This window comes from Streptacidiphilus alkalitolerans (assembly GCF_042511045.1).
In the GTDB taxonomy this organism is placed as follows: domain Bacteria; phylum Actinomycetota; class Actinomycetes; order Streptomycetales; family Streptomycetaceae; genus Streptacidiphilus; species Streptacidiphilus alkalitolerans.
In genome coordinates this window covers 224,494-243,653 of the sequence record NZ_JBHEZX010000004.1, presented here as the reverse complement: position 1 = coordinate 243,653, position 19,160 = coordinate 224,494, and the positions used below count along the sequence as shown (strand labels likewise).

General features: G+C 69.6%; 8 protein-coding genes. 6 read left to right on the top strand and 2 right to left on the bottom strand.

Annotated elements, in window-relative coordinates; translation table 11 throughout:
- Positions 1 to 10 precede the first annotated feature (10 nt).
- Entirely contained in the window at positions 11 to 8,497 is an 8,487-nt protein-coding gene (locus tag ACEZDG_RS10585; protein ID WP_380506032.1) for a polymorphic toxin-type HINT domain-containing protein, read from the bottom strand.
- Positions 8,498 to 8,915: 418 nt separating this feature from the next.
- On the opposite strand from ACEZDG_RS10585, the gene ACEZDG_RS10580 reads away from it, so the two are divergent.
- The 6 genes from ACEZDG_RS10580 (at position 8,916) to ACEZDG_RS10555 (ending at position 17,531) form a co-directional block, all read left to right on the top strand.
- Positions 8,916 to 12,668: a ricin-type beta-trefoil lectin domain protein gene (locus tag ACEZDG_RS10580; RefSeq protein WP_380506029.1), complete on the top strand. Its 3,753-nt coding sequence runs from the start codon at positions 8,916 to 8,918 to the stop codon at positions 12,666 to 12,668.
- On the top strand, positions 12,665 to 13,198 hold the full coding sequence (locus tag ACEZDG_RS10575) for a LamG domain-containing protein (protein WP_380506908.1): 534 nt from the start codon (positions 12,665 to 12,667) through the stop codon (positions 13,196 to 13,198). The genes ACEZDG_RS10580 and ACEZDG_RS10575 overlap by 4 nt, the downstream gene beginning before the upstream one ends.
- Before the next feature lie 176 nt (positions 13,199 to 13,374).
- Positions 13,375 to 14,211 (top strand): hypothetical protein, encoded by an 837-nt coding sequence (locus tag ACEZDG_RS10570; protein WP_380506026.1) that lies wholly within the window; start codon positions 13,375 to 13,377, stop codon positions 14,209 to 14,211.
- Between the two features lie 20 nt (positions 14,212 to 14,231).
- Positions 14,232 to 15,083: a hypothetical protein gene (locus ACEZDG_RS10565; RefSeq protein WP_380506023.1), complete on the top strand. Its 852-nt coding sequence runs from the start codon at positions 14,232 to 14,234 to the stop codon at positions 15,081 to 15,083.
- Positions 15,084 to 15,224: 141 nt separating this feature from the next.
- Positions 15,225 to 16,904, top strand: coding sequence for a class I adenylate-forming enzyme family protein (locus ACEZDG_RS10560; RefSeq protein WP_380506021.1), 1,680 nt, complete (start codon positions 15,225 to 15,227; stop codon positions 16,902 to 16,904).
- An 81-nt stretch (positions 16,905 to 16,985) separates the two neighbouring features.
- Positions 16,986 to 17,531 (top strand): YbaK/EbsC family protein, encoded by a 546-nt coding sequence (locus tag ACEZDG_RS10555; RefSeq protein ID WP_380506018.1) that lies wholly within the window; start codon positions 16,986 to 16,988, stop codon positions 17,529 to 17,531.
- Between the two features lie 19 nt (positions 17,532 to 17,550).
- Here the strand turns inward: ACEZDG_RS10555 and ACEZDG_RS10550 are convergent, their stop codons facing one another.
- Entirely contained in the window at positions 17,551 to 19,125 is a 1,575-nt protein-coding gene (locus ACEZDG_RS10550; protein ID WP_380506015.1) for a Na+/H+ antiporter, read from the bottom strand.
- Between the last annotated feature and the right edge of the window lie 35 nt (positions 19,126 to 19,160).

Sequence of the window (19,160 nt, the reverse complement as noted above, 5' to 3'; positions counted from 1 at the left end):
TTTTTCTATCTCACTTGGAGTTCCCAGTAAATTTCATTGGCCGCCCACCCGGCGACAATACCCACATTTCTGCCCCGCGCGGCAGTGCATCCTCGATAGGCACGCCAAAATTATAAGCTCGTCCGTCACAGTACGGGCAAACACCCTTCGGGTGATTGATATAGAGGACACCCTGCTCGATATCATTCAGGCGCATGTAGGCCGCAGCCTGCATCTCGACGTGATGGAAGTTTTCGTCCGTCATTCCTGGAACGCGGCGAATGTCGTCAATGAAGCCCCCCTTTCCCGACCCACTTGCGAAGGGAACTTCATCAACCTGAATATCGAGAACACCGGATGTCACATGATCCATGGACGCGGCTGCAGTTTTGCACGCATCTCCGCTGGTGTTATGGACTAGGACTGGCGTATTTCCAGCCATCACATAGTACGTGTGTAGCTGCTGGACAGTGAGGTTCCAGCGGTCGGCCGTGCCAGGCGTGGCCTTGGTGGCAACTACGGTCGGATGCTGGCCATGGGTGCTGGCGAGGTGGTCGTGGGGCTTGAGATGGTCGGCTCGGGTCCAGGTCTGGGTGGTGTCGTCCCAGAAGGGGTGGTTCGCGGTGGTGTGGATGACGGAGGTGTGGCCGTGTCCGTCGTTGACGGTGACGTCGAGGAGATCGGCGTCGTGGTTGATCCAGACATGTTGGACACTGCGTCCACCCACCTCTTTGCCCGTGTCAGGATCGGCAGCCTCAACCTTGTCGCCGTCTTTGATCTTTGCGATGGGCTCAGTGCTGCCGTCGGCCATGAGCACGGGGGTTTCCGGAGCAAAGCTGCACTTGCTGCCAGTCTCAGCAGGGGAATTATCGTCCGTGGTGGCGCTTGGCGGCAGTGAGTCATCCACGGGACCCGGGGGAGCTTTTGGATCGGTCCTTGCTTTAAGCCCCTCTGGATGCATTCCTTCGTGGCTGACGAGTGATCCTTCTCCTGGAACACAGAGTCCTGAATGGCATGCGGCTACGTTTTGTCCCAGTGCCGTCCACACTGTGGGATCACATTGGATCTTCAGCGCATGGCAGGCCTGGTGCGCGTAGAGATATCCCGTGTACGGAGACATGGCGCCACCGGACGTATACGCGTTAAAGCAGCTCAAGCCACTGCCGTAGTAGGTTTCCATCGAGCTCTGAGAACAGTCTGCCCGGATTTCCTTGTAGACCTCGTTCTCGAACTCATCGGCATATTTCCAGTTATCGGGAACGCTGATTGTCCCGATGTGGTCATGGCCGTCGCATTCGCCGTAGCACTCTCCGGCCGCGGTGGATGTGCTTCCGGGGTCGCCGCAGACGGCTGCGCAGGAATTCGGCAGGCTCGTGCCGGGCGGTTCTGGGCTGTCGAGCCCGTCACATTGGTCACGGGGGCAGAGCCCACTCGCATCACTGCTTGAAGCAGGGTTGTCGCCGGCATACGTGTAGCCGCCCATTTGGTTGGGGTCGCCGGCTTCGAAGACGGGGTCGGGGGTGAGGAAGCGGCCTTGGGTGGGGTCGTAGGTGCGGGCACCGAGGAGGTTGAGTCCGGTGGAGGTGTCAGCGGGTTGGCCGAGGAAGCCGTGGTTCTCGTCGGTGCTGATCCAGGTGCTGGGCTGGGTGCCGCGGGCGTTGCCGTAGGGGTCGTAGTAGCGGCGGGTGACGGCCAGCGTGCTGGCGTCGATGGTGGTTTCGGCGGTGCCCTGGGCGTTGGCGATCTGGTAGGCCACGGTGCCCGCGCTGGTACGGGTGATGGTGGTACCCAGCGAACTGGGGTAGTTGCGCAGCGCGGTCCAGGACTTGTTGGGGACGTTCTGGGTGATCTGTTCGGCGCCGCCGAAGAGGTAGAGGATGCGGGTGGTGTCGGTGGTGCCAGTGGCGGTGGTTTGTTCGAGCAGGTTGCCGGTGGCGTCGTAGAGGTACTTGCTGGTCTGGGACGTGGCGTTGCCGGTGGGGGTGGTGACGGAGGCGGTTCGGCCCTCTGCGTCGTAGGTGAAGCTCTGCTGGGTGCCGGCCAGGACGGCGGTGCCGGTGGCGGGCAGGGTGAAGGTCTGTCCGCCGTGGCCGCAGTCGTAGATGATCTGCTTGGTGGCCGGGGCCTGGTTGGCGGCGGGGTCTGCCAGGCAGCGGCCGGACTTGACCTGGACCAGGGTGCCGCCGGTTGTGGCCTTCCACTGCTGGGCGGTGTCGCCCGCGACGCAGGTGGTGATGTCGACCTGGGTGCTGTTGGCGGTGGCTTCCCCTACGGTGTCCAGGCACTTTCCGCTGATTTTGACGGTGCCGTCGGTGCTGGTGGTGTAGGTCTGGCCGCCTGAGCCGCAGCCCCACTGGATCTGCACGGTGCCGTCGGTGGTAAGCCCGGAGGGGTCGGCCAGGCACAGTGCGCCGCCGGCGGTGGTCTTGATGCCAGAGACGATCTCGCCGCTGGTGGTGGCGGTGCGGCTGACGGTGTTTCCGGCGTTCTTGCCGGTGGCGGTGTCGGTGTAACTGGGGGTCAGGGTGGCAGTTCCCAGGCCCGGGTTGCTGGTGGTGATGCTGGTGGCCTGGTTGGGCAGGGCGGCCGTGACGGTACCGTCGGAGCCGGGGTAGGCAATGGTCTGGGTGGTGTCGTTGGCGGCGTTGCCGGTGGTGCTGTGCTTGACCATGCTGGTGCGGTCGCCCAGCAGGTCGTAGCTGTAGGACTGCCAGTAGGGAGCCGGGCCGCCGATCGTGGTGGTGGTGATCGGTGCAGTGGCGGTGGTGGTCGGGGTGCTGGTGGTGCAGCTGCCGACCGAGCCGACGGTGGGGTCGTTGACGCCCGGGTCGGTGGTGCCGGCGGTGTCGCTCCAGGCCTGGGTCAGGCGCTGCATCGAGTCGTAGCTGAAGCACTGGGTGTCGTGGGTGGTGCTGTTCTGGATGTCGTCGATCGCGGTGATCTCGCCGGCTTGGTTGTACCGGTAGTGGACCGTGTCCGCCGGGGTGGGGGCACCCTGGAGGGATGTCTGGGTGCTGGTGAGGCGGCCGGTGGTGGGGTCGTAGGAGCCGAAGGTGACGACCTGCTTGTTGCTGAGCAGGGTCTGGTAGTTGGCCTGCAGGACGTGGCCGAATTCGTCGTAGACGTTCTGTGCCAGGTAGTTCGCGGGATTGGTGCCGATGGTGCCGCCGAAGCCGTTGAGCAGGCCGGCTTGGGTGTAGCCGTAGTCGACGGTCTCGGCGGGCAGGTTGCCGTCGGCCTGGTAGGTGGTGGATCCCAGCAGTCCGGTGGTGGGGTCGTAGCTGGCGGCCTGGGTGTAGGTGACGGTGCCGCTGGTGGGTGCCGTTGACTGGCCGGCGGCGGCGAAGCCGTCACTGGCGGGGATCGTCTCGGTGGAGCCGAGCGGCTGGTAGGCACTGTTGTAGCCGGTGACGGCCTGGGTGTAGGCGGAGCCGGTGGTGCCGCCTACGTAGCGGGTGGCGGAGGTGGGGTAGCCCTTGGCCAGTGAGTCGTAGTTCCAGGCGGCCAGTTCGTTGGTGCCGGACTCGGTGGCGGACTTGGCCAGGTCGTACTCGGCGACGGGGCGGCTGTCCCAGTCGTAGGTGTAGCCCAGCTTCTGCCCGCGTGCGTCGGTGGTCTGCAGCAGATTGCCTACGTCGTCGTAGCTGTCGTACGTGGTGGTGCCGGTGTTCGGGTCGGTCTGCTTGGTGGGCTCGCCCAGCAGGTCGTAGGTGTAGCCCCAGGTGTTGCCTGCCGAGTCGGTGACCGAGGCGAGCTGCCCGGCCGGGTTGTAGGTGTAGCTGGAGGTGGCGTCGGCCTCGGGGGCCTGGTTCGAGGTGTTGCTGGCCCACACCGAGGTGCCGGCGCTGTTCTTGACGACGAGGTTGGCGTCGTTTTGCAGTTGCAGCTTGGCGCCGGTGGTGGCGGTCAGGCCGGTGGTCCATTTGCTGGTGCCGGCGGTGGTGTAGACGGCGAGGTTGCCGTCGGTGCCGAAGACGGCGTAGGCGCCGTTGTTGCCGTTGGTACCCGTGGACCACAGTGCCTTGCCGGTGGTGAGCGAGCTCAGGACGAGGTTGCCGTCGGCCTGCATGGTCAGCCGCACGCTGTCGGACATCAGCGAGGTGCCCGAGGGGATGACGCTGCCGCCGGTCAGGGTGACCTGCGGGTTGGTGTTCTGCACCACCGTCTTGGCTGTCTGGCCCAGGGCGTTGGTGAAGGACTGCGTGGTGGGGCCGCCGGCCGGGGATGTGCTGGTGGTCTGGTCCACGCCGGGGTAGCTGGTGGTCGACTGCCACTGCGGGAGCGCGTAGTGCCACAGGGTGGAGGCGGTGGCGCGGCCCTGTCCGTCGTAACTGGTGCTGGTCTCCGAGGGGATCTGGTCCTCGTTGGCCGCGAACAAGGTGGTGGAGGGTGGGTTGTTCGCGTCGGAGTAGGTTCCGTAGGAGACGGTGGGCCAGCCGTGGGAGTCGTAGAAGGTGTCCGCGATCAGCCGCCCGTTGTCACTCTTGGCTGACGGTGTCTGGACCTGGCGTGGTTGCAGCATCCCGTCGTAGATGCTGACGGAGGTGCTGTAGGTGCCGTCCATGCGCAGGGTCTTGGTGCTCACGGTGCTGGGCGCACCGGGGCTGGACACGGTTCCGCCGGGGGCGATCTGGTAGGAGAACACCTCGTCCGGGGCGCTGGGGTAGGCCGACTTGGGGCTGGTGAGAGGAGCGACCCGGCTGGGCAGCCATACCGCGGTGCGCCGCCCCAGCGCGTCATAGGTGACGTCGGTGATGCGGTTGTTTGCGTCCACGGTCTGCGTGGCCAGGCCGCGCAGCGGATCGAGGGTGGAGGAGGTGGTCCAGCCCTGCGAGTTGGTCGACTTGACCGTGACCGCATTGGTGTTGCCACCGGCGCTCGACCAAGGCGGGGTGAAGGCGGTGGTGGTGGCCAGGCCCGCGGGCTTGGCGCCGGTGGGGTCCAGGGTCAGAGTCTGGGTGATGCGGCCCCCGCCGTCGTAGGTCATCGCCCCGGTGGTGCGCCACTGCTCGGTGCTGCCGCTGTAGCCGGTGGCGATCCTGGTCGCGGTGGCACGGCCCGTGATTCCGAGCTGGCCGAAGGCGGGCAGGGGGGCCAGGGTGCCGTCGCCGTCGTAGTAGATCTGCTTGTCCGACAGCAGCGTGGTGCTGGTGGCTGCCGCGCAGTGGCCGCTGACGGTGGTGACCTGGTCCGGGTAGGAGAGCATCAGCGCGTTGCCGGAGGGTGGGGCGGCGTAAGTGGTGGTGGCGCAGTTCTCCTGCAGCGGCGTGGCGGTCCCGGTGAGTCTGTCGTCCTTGGCCTGGGCGTCGACGGTGGAGACCCGGGCATTGCTGTCGTAGCTGACCGTGGTCTTGGTCTGGCGCCAGGTAGTGCCGTCCGCGAGCAGCGCGTACGTAGTGCCGGTGCTGGCCGTGATCCGGCGCGAGACCAGCGGAGGCAGCGTGGACAGGGCGGGGGCGGTACCGGTGTTGTCGGTGGTGTTCCAGTCGGTCCATGGGCTCTGGGGCACGCTCGCGGTCTGCGTGAGCGTGGGAGCATTGTTGATGGTCATGGCGTCGACGGTGCCGCCGGCCTGGGTGTAGGTGTCGGTCTCCAGGGCGGTGCCGGCCAGCCAGTTGCTGTCGGTGGTGCTGCCGCCGGCGGAGTCGGCGACGGCGATGCTGCGGCGGGTGCCGTCGGCCTTGTAGTCGCCGTCCATGCCCTGCAGGTAGGTGGTGGTCTGCTGGGTGATCACGTCGGGGGCGGTGCCGGTGCGCACGCTCACGGTACGGAAGCCGCGGAACTGGTCCCAGGTGCGGTACTGGTCGTCGGTCTGTGCGGAGTCGTCGCGGTGCCAGGCCGGGGCGCCGTAGGTGTAGTCGGACTCCTGGGCCGGGGAGCCTGCCGCCACGGCCTTGTTGGTGTCCGGTATGTAGAGAGCGGAGATGGTCAGGTCGCTCACGAAGACCTGACTGACGGTGATCTTGTTGAACCAGTCCTGGACCGGCAGGGACTGGCCCGGTGGGGCCCAGTAGACCGGGTAGCAGGAGTGGGTGTTGCTGTCCGCAGTGGAGAAGGACAGGGTCAGACCGGTGCAGGGAGTGGTGTTGTACTCCACGCCGATCTGCTCGCCGGTCTCGGTGTGGATCGAAGAGATCCGCGGCCGGTACAGCGGTGGGGCAGCGGGGTTGGAGTCGTTGACCCGGTTGTCGATCTCGGTGCCGGTGAAAGAGACCGGGTTGACGGTGAGTGCGGACCCTGAAGCGTCGTAGCCGGTGTGGGTGAGCTGCTGCAGCCACATCACTGCCTGCAGTTGGCCGGCGTCCTTGGGGTCGATGCTGGTGCCGGTGATCGGGTCGACCACGCCGCCGGCATCGGAGTAGAGCTGTCCGAGCTGGTAGGAGTCGACCTTGGTCAGGCCTGTCCCGGCCACGTTGACCTTGGTGGTGATCGAGTCCAGGCGGGTGGTGGTCCAGAACGTGGGCGCAGAGGTGATGCACACGTTCGCCGGGACAGTGGTGGACCCCGACGGCAGGGTGGTGGTGTCGGTGGAGTCGCAGTTCAGGTCGTAGGGGACGTCGGGCCAGTGAGTGGCGTTGCTGTCGCTGATGGCGGCGGTGCAGTCGAAGTCGGACGTGGTCTGACAGCGCTGCTTGGAGGTGAAGACCACCTGTGCGGCCGGGGTGCGGCCGGCTATCGCGTCGGCGATCTGGTAGCCGTAGGAAATGGAGGCCAGCGCCCCGCCGCGAGTGTATTTCGTCAAGGTGCCCGAGCCGTTGCTCGCGGCGACCTGACCGCCCCCGAGGTCGTAGTAGTTGCTCTGCGCGGAATAGTCGTAGCGCTGAACGAATCCGGTGGGCGAGACGGTGAAGTCCAGATTCCAGCGCCATCCCTCCGCGGAGGAGCACTGCGAGGCCTTGCCTGCGGTGGAGTTGTAGCACGGGTCGCCCGTCACCGGGTGCAGGACCGGTGTGCCCCAGGCGGAGTTGGTGGAGGCATCGGCAGGGCTGGACTGCATGCTCCCGGCCGCGCCCGCGCCGGTGGGCGCGTGGTCGGCCCCGAAGTAGGCGGCCGCACCGTCGGTGGTCAGCACCCGGTAGTAGACGCCCTGGTACAGGCCGTTACTGGCACCCGTCAGTTCCTGCACGATGGTGCCGTCGTCACCCTGCAGCTTCCACTGCTGGATCTCATTGGTCTGGCCGGTGGCGTTGGCGACCGGCACCAGCACCCCGGAGTGGGAGCCGAAGGAGACGGTTGCGTTGTCCCCGCCCCAGCACTGGTCCCCGGAGCCCTTGAGGATCTTGTTGCCGGAGGAGTCCAGCAGAGACCCGCAGGAGCGGTAGGTCCGTTCCACGAAGCCGGGCTGGTAGTCCCACCCGTCACCCACCCACGAGGCCTGGGAGTTGCGGGCGGAGGTCTCGCCGTCCACCGACTGTGAATCGTAGGACAGGCCCACAGCGGGGGTGTTGCCGCCGACCGCGGCGGGCACATCGATCGGGTAGGAGTACGTGTAGGCCCCGGTGGCCGAGGTCTGCCAAGTACCCGACGGGTTCAGCGAGGTGGCCGCGAAGTTGCCCTGCGACCCGGCATCGCCGGAACTGATCTCCACCATGGTCATCGACGACGAGGCCGAGGACCCCATCGGCGCAAGAGCGCCCTGCGCGAGGGAACGCGGCGCGACCCCACTGCCGCTCACGCTTCCGGTGCCCAGCACCAGGTTCCCGGTGAGCTGGTCGGCCCCGGCCCGGTTGGTGAACGCCAGCGGCGTGCGGGTGCGGCACGCCGTCAACTGCGGGGTGGTCAGCGCGCAGGCGGGGACCTGGAAGGCCTGCAGGCGCGAGCCGTAGCCACCGCCGTAGGCCGTGGCCAGCGCCGCGTAGTCGATCACGACCTGGACCGGCGCTGCACCGGTCTCCCCGTCCGCGCGGGCCAGGCCGAGCAGCATGCCGTTCGCGCCCGCGGCCAGCGTCTGGGCATGCGAGGCAACCTGCACGCGCACCTGGGACGGACTGGATGCGCCACTCCTGGCGCGCGAACCGGGCTTCGGCGCTGACGCGGGGGCGACCCACACCGGCAGCCCGCCGGCCTTGACCGGACCGGTCACCGTAACCGCCTGCGGTGCGGGACTGCCCGACGGGGCCCACGCCGAGGGGGACGCGGTGGCACTGGCGCTGGCCGTGCTGCTGGGGGCAGTTGAGGCACTGGAGGAGGAGGTGGGCACGGGGCGCGTCAGGGCGACGGTGCTGGTGCCGGCGGCCGGCCACTGGGGGACGGTGGGCTGGTAGCGAGACAGTGGCTTGGCGGCCTTGGGCTGCTTGCCGCTGGTCCCGGTCAGCTTGTGACTGCCGACGGCGGGGGTGGCGGGGAGGGTCTTCGGGCTCCAGATCTTGCCGGTGAAGTGGTAGCCGGGGATGTTCTGGGCCACCGCCAGCGGCGTGGTCAGGGCCAGTACGGCTATCGCGGCGGTCGCAGTCGTGGCCGTCCTGCCCCACACCCTGTGCCGCGCGCCCGTGAACCAGCGCTGCTTGTTGCCGCCCATCGCGAACCCCCCACAAAAGCCGCAGCCCTGAGGGACCGCCGTGCACATGACCAGCCCACATGGATGACCAGAGGGAGGCTATTGATGCGAGCCGGGCAGCGCCATACCCTATCCCGGCGTCACGACCTGCCGAAACGTCAAGTGTGTGTCTTATGTGTCCGTTCTGTGCGGATGCAAACGATCGTATCCCTCGGCAAACCGGACACTGTGCGCACCAGCCGGCCAACTGTGATGTGAGTGATCTCACTACGGCTCTGCCGCCCCCGACCGGAGGACTTTCTGCATCATGCTGTCCACTTTTGCCCGAAAGCACCCTGAGCGTTGGCATCTGACCTCCCGTTGGGCACTTGCACCCGCGCTTGCCGCGCTGCTGCTGTCCGGTGCCGCAGTGCCCGCGTTCGCCGACACCGGGTTGCCCATGGCTCCCGACCCCGCCCCGACGGCCGGCCCCGCACCCGTGGAGACCGGGCCGCCCACCGGGCCGATCCCGATCGCGTTGGCCCAGGCCGCCTCCAGCGGACAACCGGTGGTCGTGGACGCGCAGACCACCCAGACCCACCAGTTGACCGCCAATCCCGACGGCACCCTCAGCGCGGTCGACAATCCGCTGCCGGTACGCGTCAAGCAGCAAGGCGTCTGGGTGCCGCTCGACGCAACCCTGGCCCAGAACAGCGACGGCAGCTACAGCCCCGCCGCCACCCCCAGCGGCATCACCCTGTCCGGCGGCGGCGCCGGCCCGCTGGCCACCCTGACCGACCCGGCGGGCCACACCCTGTCCTACAGCCTCCCGTTCACTCTGCCGAGCCCCACCGTCACCGGCAGCACCGCCCTGTACAGCTCTGTGCTCACCGGCGTGGACCTGTCCGTTTCGGTCACCGACCAGGGCGGCTTCAGCGACGTCCTGATCGTCCACGATGCCGCCGCCGCCGCAGACCCCGGCCTCGCCAAGCTCACCCTGGCCGCCTCCACCCAGGGCCTGACGCTCTCCACCGACACCGCCGGTGACCTGGCCGCCACCGCCGCCGACGGCAGCCTCTCCTTCACCGCGCCCAAACCGGTCATGTGGGACTCCTCGACCACCGGCTCCACGTCCACCGGTACCACTGCGGCGGCGCGCTCCCGGGCCCTGTCCCCCGCCACCACCGACACAGCGGACGCCACTGCCTCGTCCGCATCCGGCCCCGGCACCGGCGCGCAGGTCGCGCCGGTCGCCATGACCGTCACCCCCACCGCGGTCACTCTCACCCCCAACGCTGCCCTGCTCTCGGGCACCGGCACCAGGTACCCGGTGTTCGTCGACCCGTACACCAACCCTGCCCCCGCCGTCAGCGGCAACTACGACGAGGTGTACTCCAGTAGCACCTGCTCCAACTCCCCGCAGTTCAACGTGCCGCAGAGTCAGGGAGAGGGGGTGGGCTACCAGTTTTCAGGTGGCGCGTGCGGCAGCGGCCTGGAGCGCTCCTACTACACCTTGTCCCTGGCAGGCATCCCCGCCAGTGCCGTGGTCCAGAGCTCCAAGGTCACCGCCCCGGACACCTACGCCGCCAGCTGGGACTGCGCCCACCACCAGCCGGTCACCCTGCACACCACGGGGTCGATCAACTCCACCACCGACTGGAACAACAAGCCGGGCACCAACGACGGCACCTACGCAGCGGTGCCCACCACCGTGCTCAACGGGAAGAACCCCAACTCCAGCTGCAGCGGCGCCGACGCCGTCTTCACCGTCACCAACCAGGTGACCAAGCTGCTGGCCAACGGTGTCAGCTCCTGGACCCTCGCCTTGTTCGGCGACGAGTCCCAGACCAGTGGCAATGACAACTACCTGCGCTTCTCCACCAAGATCAGCATCAACACCGTCTTCGACGTCCCGCCGGACACCCCCAGCAACGTGCACACCGTGCCCGACACCTCGCTGCCCGGGGCCGGATGCAACAACACCAGCACCGGCTGGATCGGCGCCGTCGGCGCCAACAGCCTGTCCTTCCTCGCCAACAGCAGGGCCGAGATCTTCGGCGAGAAGGCCGCCCTCAACCTCGACGTGTGGGACAACAACCTCGACAACGGCAGCGGCGGCGCCACCGTCAAGCAGCTGAGCACCACCAGCTACACGATCACCGACGCCGGGGGGACAGCCAGCCAGCAGAGGTCCTTCACACTGCAAGACGGCCACACCTACGGCTGGGGCGTCCAGGCCGTCGACGACAACAACCCCGCACACCTGACCTCCCCCTGGGTCTCCGAGTGCCACTTCGGCTACGACGCCACCCCGCCGACCACCTCCATCGTCGGCGACAACCCCTCCTTCCCGCGGATCGGCAACGGCGCGGGCAACCCGGTCCAGTACGCCGGAGCCGCCACCACCTTCGCCGTCACCGCCACCGACCCGCTGCCCGCCGACACCTGCACCCTGGGCACCTGCGCCGCCAGCGGCATCGGTGGCTTCATCTGGCGGCTGGACACCCAGCCCACGCCCATCAACCACACCGGCTCGGTCATCGCCCCCACCAGCACCGGCACCGACGCCGGTGGCGACCCCACCGCAAACGCCACTATTTCCCTCACCCTGGCCAGCTGGGGCGTGCACACCCTGTACATTGCCGCCCTCGACAAGGCCGGCAACCCCTCCCAGAACTCAGCCAGTTACACCTTCTACGTGCCCTGGAACCCCAGTAAGAAGATCATTCCCGGGGACGTCAACAACGACGGTGTCGCGGACCTGCTCGCCACCACCCAGACCGGCGACCTCGACCTGATCCCCGGAGGCGCCAACCCCGACGCCGCCCCGCAACTGGCCTCCACCAAGGCCCAGACCCCCGGCTACGCCAGCAATCACACCGACACCTGGAACAACTACTGGCTCGCCCACCGCGGCAGCCTGGTCGGCGGAGCCGTCGACGATCTGTTCGCGTTCAACCACGCCACCGGCCACCTGTACGCAGTCCTCAACGACTTCGCCCCCACCGGCACCGCGACCTTCTCCGGCAACCAGGCACCGATCGACTTCAGCAACAGCAAGCCCCCCTGCGCGACCACCGACACGACCCGCTGCAGCACCGGCACCGCCGGCGCCCAGTACGACCAGACCGACTTCGCCAACGTCAAACAGATCGCCGCCCCAGGCGACGTGTACAACACGGGCACACCCACTCTGCTGACCGCCGAGACCATCCCCGGCACCAGCATCCAGCACCTGTGGCTGTTCAACACCAAGACCGGCCCCGCCCTGCTCAACCCGGTACTCCTCGGCACCGGCGACTGGTCCCACTTCACCCTGATCACCCCCGGCACAGTCGGCACCAAACCCGCCCTGTGGGCCCGCGACAACACCACCGGAACCCTCTACAGTTTCGACCTCACCCCCGACCCGGCCACCGGTCTGCCCCCGCTGCTGACCGCCCCCACCACCACCCTGCAGTCCGCCCTGCTCCCGGCCACCGGCCACCTGTGTGCCGACGACTCCAGCAGCAGCGCCACGGACGGCACCACGGTCGACATCTACACCTGCAACAACACCGCCGCCCAGACCTGGACCCTGCGCGCCGACCACACCGTCCGGGTGCTGGGCAAGTGCCTGGAGGCCAGCGGCGGCGGCACCGCCAACAGCACCCCCATCGACCAGACCACCTGCACCACCAGCACCGCCCAGCAGTGGACCCAGGGCAGCAACGGCTCCCTGATCAACACCGCCTCCGGCAAGTGCCTGGCCGACCCCGCCGCCACCACCACCATCGGCACCCAGCTCATCCTGTGGACCTGCAACGGCGGCAACGAACAGAACTGGGCAGCGCAGACCGGAAGCCTGCCCGCTCCCGCCGACCCGGCCACCCTTCCCCTCACCCTGCCCCCGCCAGCTACCCCACCATCGCCTCCCCCGGCGACGTCAACAGCCCCGCCGGCGACCCCGACGGCAATCCCGACCTCTACACCGTCGACACCGCCGGCCAACTCACCGAATACACCGGCACCACCCCCACCACCGGCGGCGTCGCCGCCTTCACCACCAACCCCACCAGCCTGGGCACCATCACCAACACCGCCACCAACTGGTGGAACCTCAACGACAACACCGGCACCACCGCCCACGACGCCGTCAACGGCCTCGACGCCAGCCTCTCCCCCGCCGCGGCCTGGGCCACCGACGCCACACGCGGACCCGTACTCAACCTGAACGGCACCACCGCCTACGCCGCCACCACAGGCCCCGCCGTCGACACCAGCACCAGCTACACCGTCTCCGCCTGGGTCAAACTCAACTCCCTGACCGCCAACTCCACCTTCGTCTCCCAATCCGACAACCCCACGACCAACCAGGCCAACGGCCTCCAGCTCTACTACTCCGCCACCGCCCAGACATGGGCCTTCGCCCGCTGCAACACCGACGCCGGATGCACCACCTTCACCGCCGCCTACGGCGGAACCGCCACCACCGGCGCCTGGACCCACCTCGTCGGCGTCTACGACGCCACCGCCGAAACCCTCACCCTCTACATCAATGGCCAACTCGCCGCCACCACCCCCTACACCGGCACCAACTGGAACGCCACCGGCCCCCTGCAAATCGGCCGACGCCTCTATACCGGCGCCTACGGCGAATACGCCAACGCCAAAATCAGCGACATCCGCCTCTACAACACCGCTCTACCCCCCGCCGACGCCGCCGCCCCCGGCGACAACACCACCATCACCGCACTCCAATAGCCCTACAACCCAGTGGGCCTTCCCCAGGACCATCCGGGGAAGGCCCGGGACAGCACGTCTACCTCGACCGCCACCCCGCGCGGCCTGCCTGGCTTCTGACAAGCCCGGCAGGCCGCGCCACGGCCAACACCTCAGACCGCCAGCCACCGACCGACCGCGACCACCGGGAAGCCCCCATGAGACGCCGCACCGTCCTGCCCGCCGCGACGACCACCGCGCTGCTCGCCGCCGCCCTCCTGCTGCCCACTACCGCGACCGCCGCCACCGCCCCGACCCCGGGCACCTCCACCAGCGCACCCGCCGCGGACGCAGCCCCGGAGATCACCGGCTTGTGGGCCACCCAGGCCGACCACGGCTACGTCCTCCGCGCCACCGCCCAGGGCACCGTCGACCACATCACCTTCGTGCTCCGCCAGTACAACGCCACCACGGGCGCAGTCGGACCCAAGATTGGCATCACCGTCAGCCAGCCCTCCACCGAGGGCAGCTGGCAGACCACCGCCCCGCTCCACCTGCCCCACGGCGACTACGACTTCTCCGTCTACGCCTACGCCCCCGACGGCACCCCCAGCCTGCAAACCGGCGGCGGCCCCCCGATCCCGATCAGGCCCCTTCCGGTCTTCCACAACACCGTCTTCAGCCCCGGCCCGCTGACCTACATGTCCCCCACCGAGACCGTCACCGGCCAACTGACCACCTACGACCCCGACTCCGGCGATACCGGCACACCCTGGACCGGCCCCATAACCGTCCAGGCCACCGCCGGTCACCCCCAGGACACCGGCAATACCGCCGGCACCCAGGCCATCGCCGCAGACGGCAGCTACCGCATCGACATCCAGCCCGAGCCCAACCCCAGCGGCGACGAATCCGTCAGCTGCAGGCCATCCTCCCCGGCCTGCCCTGCCCCGGCTGCGCGCCCGATGCCGTCACCGGCCCCACCGCCACCGTCCCGGTCCAACGCAACCAACCCACCCGCCTGCTCCTGGACCACCCCACCAACCCGGGCCTGACCGCCGGCACCCACACCACCGTGACCGGCACCGTGCAGTACCAGGACAGCACCGGCTGGCACCCCGTGCCCCATGCCTGGGTCTACCTCGGCGGCGACGGCACCTGGTCCGCCACCCAGACCCAGACCGACGCCGACGGCCGCTTCACCTTCCCCCTGACCGTCCCCACCGCCCCCACCAGCTGGCCGGTCTACGTCGTCAACAACGGCGGCATGAGCCAGTACCTGACCTCCGTCCAGGCCAGCTACGCCATCACCTCGGTCAACCAGCAGCCCACCCTCACCCTCGCCGGCGCCAGCATCGACGCCCACGGCAACCTGACCTTCACTCAGGCCGCCCACAGCACGAACAACGTCCTGCCCAGCGGACACACCTACCTGCAGCAGTCGCCCGACGGACACACCGGCTGGACCACCATCGCTACCCTCCCGGCCGGTACCACCGCCCCCACCCGCCGCACCCTGCGCGTGACCAACCCCCACGGCTACTGGCGCCTCACCACCCCCGCCACCACCGGCTACACCGCCGCCACCAGCAACACCATCCACACCTTCCGCTACCAGACCCGCCTCACCGGCGGACCCACCACCACCTACGCCCACACCGGCCAGCACGTCACCTTCACCGGCCGTCTGCAACAACAGGGCTACGGCCCCTGGACCAACACCGCCGGCGCCACCGTCCAGATCGTCTACCGCCCCTACGGCACCACCCGCTACTACACGGTGGCCACCGCCCACACCAACAGCCAGGGCACCTTCACCACCACCGCCAAGATCACCGGCAGCGGCACCTGGTACCTCTACTACCAGACCGCCGACCAATGGCACATCGACGCCACCACCACCGGCACCTACATCCACCTCCGCTGAACCGCTCCCGCTTGATTGACACTGCGATGAGCTGCTTCCGTCCGTAAAAGTGGTCGAGGTCCAATCCCGGACCCTTCCCGGACCTGGAACGCCTTGCGAGACTGCTGCGGTGACGTCCCTTCAGCTGAAAGGTCGATCCGCATGAAGCTGCTGCCCCCGGGAATGCCGGCGACCCTGGACTACCCCGACTGCGCCGTGGGCGACATCCTCGCCGGGACCGCCCGCCGCTTCCCCGACCGGATCGCGGTGCGGGACGGCGAGGAGTCGCTGACCTACGCGGAGCTGTACCAGCAGGCGCTGCGGATGGCGCGGGGCCTGCGGGAGCGGGGCGTCGGCCCGGGCGAGGTGGTGGCGCTGCACCAGCCGAACTCGCTGCGCTACACCCTGACCTACTACGGGGTGCTGCTGGCCGGGGCGGTGGTCTCCCCGCTCAGCCCGATGCTGCCCGCGGCCCTGCTGGCCGAGCAGGTGGCCGAGGTACGGGCGGTCGCCGCGATCACCCATCCCGCCGTGGCCCCGCTGCTGGCCGCCTCGGGCGCGGAGCTGCGCTTCACCGCCGAGGTACCGGCCACCCACGCGGCGCCGGGAGCGTCCGCCGTGCTGGAAGGGAACGTCCCCTTCGCCGAGCTGATCAGCACCGCCGCCGCACCTGAGGCACCCGCCGCTCGGCCCGCGCCGGGCGACCTGGCCCATCTCTGCTTCACCGGCGGCACCACCGGGCGCTCCAAGGCGGTCATGATCACCCACCGCAGTGTGGTCGCCAACGCGCTGCAGATGGGCTGTTGGCGGGCGGCGGCGCTGCCGCGGCTGGACCGGGAGGGCGGCCTCTACCTGGAGCAGGTCCCGGCCGCGATGGACCCCTCCACCGTCCCCCTCGGCGGGGCGACGCTGCTGGCGGTGGCCCCGATGTTCCACGCCATGGGCCTGGTCACCCAGAACATCAGCACCCAGTCCGCCGCCACGGTGGTGATCGCCGGGCGCTTCGAACCGGCCCGCTACCTGGCCGACCTGGAGTACTGGCGGGCGACCAACCTCAGCGGCTCGCCCGCGCTGTTCCACGCGCTGCTCGCCGCCCCCGGCATCCACAAGGCCGACCTGTCCTCGGTGCGGCAGGTCAGTTCCGGCGCGGCCCCGCTGGACTCGGTGACCATGTCCCGGCTGCGCGAACTCTTCCCGCAGGCGGCCATCAGCGAGGGCTACGGCCTGACCGAGGCCACCATGGGCCTCACCGCCCACCCGCCGACCCCGGACGCGCCGGCCCCGATCGGCAGCGTCGGCGTCCCGGTCTACGACACCGAGGTCGAGATCCGCGACCTGGTCACCCGGGAGCCGCTGGCGCAGGGCGAGATCGGCGAGGTCTGGGCCCGCGGACCGCAGCTGGCCCAGGGCTACCTGAACCACCCCGAGCTGACGGCCGAACAGTTCGTCGACGGCTGGCTGCGCACCAGCGACCTGGGCCGGACCGACCCCAACGGCTGGCTGTTCCTGGTCGGCCGAGCGAAGGACATGCTGATCCACAACGGCTACAACGTCTACCCGGGCCCGCTGGAGGACCTGTTGCACCGTCACCCCGCGGTCGCGGTGGCGGCGGTGGTCGGTGTGCCGGACCCGAGCGCCGGGGAGAACCCGGTGGCCCATGTGGTGCTGCGGGCCGGCTACGACCCGTCACCGGAGCTCGCGGACGAGCTGATCACCCATGTGGCCAGCCGGGTCGCCCCCTACCAGCGGGTCCGCTCGGTGCACTTCCGCGCGGAGCTGCCGGTGTCGGCCGCGGGCAAGGTGCTCAAGACCGAGCTGCGCCGCTCCCTCGCCGCCGAGTAGCGGGCGCCGGGAGCGGGCCGCCGAGTAGCGGGCGCGGAGCAGCGCGGAGTAGCACCGGTCCGGATCTGCTTTGATGTGGCGATGAATACGGAGCTCACCGTCCACCCCGCACTGAAGCAACCGGAACTGCTGGCCGCCCCGGTGGCCGCCGCGCTCGGCGGCTGGGCCGCGCAGGCCGCCGCCGAGGTGGAGGTCGCCGGGATCGACGCCGACCTCGCCGACACCGCCGCCTTCTGCGCGCAGTACGGCGTGGCCCTGGCCGACTCCGCGAACTGCGTGGTGATCGCCGCCAAGCGCGGCAGCACGACCACCTATGCGGCCTGCCTGGTCCTCGCCACCACCAGGGCCGACGTCAACGGCCTGGTGCGGCGGCACCTGGACGCCAGGAAGGCGTCCTTCGCGCCGATGGACGCCGTGCTGGCCGCCACCGGCATGGAGTTCGGCGGGATCACCCCGATCGGGCTGCCCGCGGAGTGGCCGGTCCTGGTGGACGCCGCGGTCGCGGCGCACCCCCGGGTGGTGGTGGGCTCCGGCATCCGGGGCTCCAAGCTCTGGCTCCCGGGACGGCTGCTGGCCGAACTGCCCAACGCCCAGGTCCTGCCCGGCCTCGGCACCCCGCTCGGCTAGCGCGTCCGGGGCCAGCCGCTCAGCGGTTGTCCAGCGCGGCGTCCTCCAGGTCGAGGTCGCGCTGCAGCCGGCGCCGGGTGGTCTCGCTGACCCGGTGCTCGTCGTACAGCCGGCGCAGCTCCGCCCCCTGCAGCGCGACGATGTCGCGGCGCAGGTCCCGGTACGCGACCAGCAGCGGTATGCCGTCCGGGCTCACGGCGGTGCCCGGGTCCTGCTCCTCGGCCTCCTCGGCCTGGTCGAGCCGGGCCTCCAGGTTGCGCCGCGCGCGTTCCAGGGCCGGGCCCGGGGCGCTCTCCAGGTCGGTCAGCCGGTCCAGATGGGCCAGCCCGGCCTCGGCCAGTGCCTTCCGGGCACGGGCCTCCTCCCGGGCGCTCTGCCCGGGTGCGACCGCGAGCCCGGAGCGGTTGACCACCCCGGCCAGGCTCAGCCCCTGCACCACCAGGGTGAACACCACCACCGCCGTGGTCAGCACCAGCACCAGCGGACGCCCCGGCAGCGGTTGCCCGCCGTCGGCCACCAGCGGGATCGACAGCGCGGCGGCCAGCGGCATCACCCCCCTGGTCCCGGCCCAGGTCACCACGCCCGCCACCCGCAGCGAGGACAGCCCGCGGTCGGGCTTCACGGTGGCCGAGAGCGGCAGCATCCACAGCACCCGCAGCGCGATCAGCACCAGCGCGACGGCCAGCGCCTGCAGTGGCCAGCCGCCGCTGCCGCCGGGCAGTTCGCGGACCAGCGTGGGCAGTTCCAGGCCGACCACGGCGAACACCACGCTCTCCAGGCCGAACACCACCACCGCGTAGACGGCCTCCAGTTGCAGCCGGATCCGGGCGTCGGTCAGCCGGTGCCCGGAGCGGCCGAGCAGCACCCCGGCGACCACCACCGCGGTCACGCCCGAGGCGTGCGCCGACTCCGCCAGCACATACGCACCGTAGGGGGTGGCCAGCGCGATCACCGTCTCCAGCACCGGGTCGGTGGTGCGGCGGCGGATCAGCGCGACCAGCCCCGCCACCGCCGCGCCCACCGCGCTCCCGCCGCCGGCCAGCAGCACGAAGCCGCCCACCGCGGCCTGCCGGTCGACCGCGCCGCCGGCCACCGCGACGCCGAGGGCCACCTTGAAGAGCACCAGCGAGGTCGCGTCGTTGAACAGGCTCTCCGCCTGCACCAGCACCTGCACCCGCCCGGGCAGCGAGAGCCGGCGCCCGAGCGCGGTCACCGCGACCGGATCGGTGCTGGCCAGCACCGCCCCCAGCACAAAGGCCATCGACCCGGTGAGCGGGGTGAGCACGGACGCCAGCACGCCCACCACCGCGGCCGAGGCCAGCACCAGGCCGAACGCCAGCACCGCGACCGGCCGCCACACGGTGCGCAGGTCACGCAGCGACAGTTCCTCCGCGGAGGCGTAGAGCAGCGGTGGCAGGACCACCAGGCCGATCGTCTCCGGCGCGATGTGCAGCGCCGGCACCCCGGGTATCAGCGCCACCCCGACACCGGCCAGGACCAGCAGCGACGGCGCCGGCACGCTCCAGCGGCGGGCCCCGGTGGCCACTGTCGTGCCCAGCACCACCAGCAGTAGGACAAGCCCGACCGCGTGCATCCGCGCACCTCTGATCCACTACCGGGGGCGCTTCC

What these genes read in the sequence shown, in the direction of transcription:
- ACEZDG_RS10585 (WP_380506032.1), bottom strand. Translation starts at nt 8,497, where the DNA reads ATGGGCGGCAACAAGCAGCGCTGGTTCACGGGCGCGCGGCACAGGGTG.
- ACEZDG_RS10580 (WP_380506029.1), top strand. Translation starts at nt 8,916, where the DNA reads ATGGCTCCCGACCCCGCCCCGACGGCCGGCCCCGCACCCGTGGAGACC.
- ACEZDG_RS10570 (WP_380506026.1), top strand. Translation starts at nt 13,375, where the DNA reads ATGAGACGCCGCACCGTCCTGCCCGCCGCGACGACCACCGCGCTGCTC.
- ACEZDG_RS10560 (WP_380506021.1), top strand. Translation starts at nt 15,225, where the DNA reads ATGAAGCTGCTGCCCCCGGGAATGCCGGCGACCCTGGACTACCCCGAC.
- ACEZDG_RS10555 (WP_380506018.1), top strand. Translation starts at nt 16,986, where the DNA reads ATGAATACGGAGCTCACCGTCCACCCCGCACTGAAGCAACCGGAACTG.
- ACEZDG_RS10550 (WP_380506015.1), bottom strand. Translation starts at nt 19,125, where the DNA reads ATGCACGCGGTCGGGCTTGTCCTACTGCTGGTGGTGCTGGGCACGACA.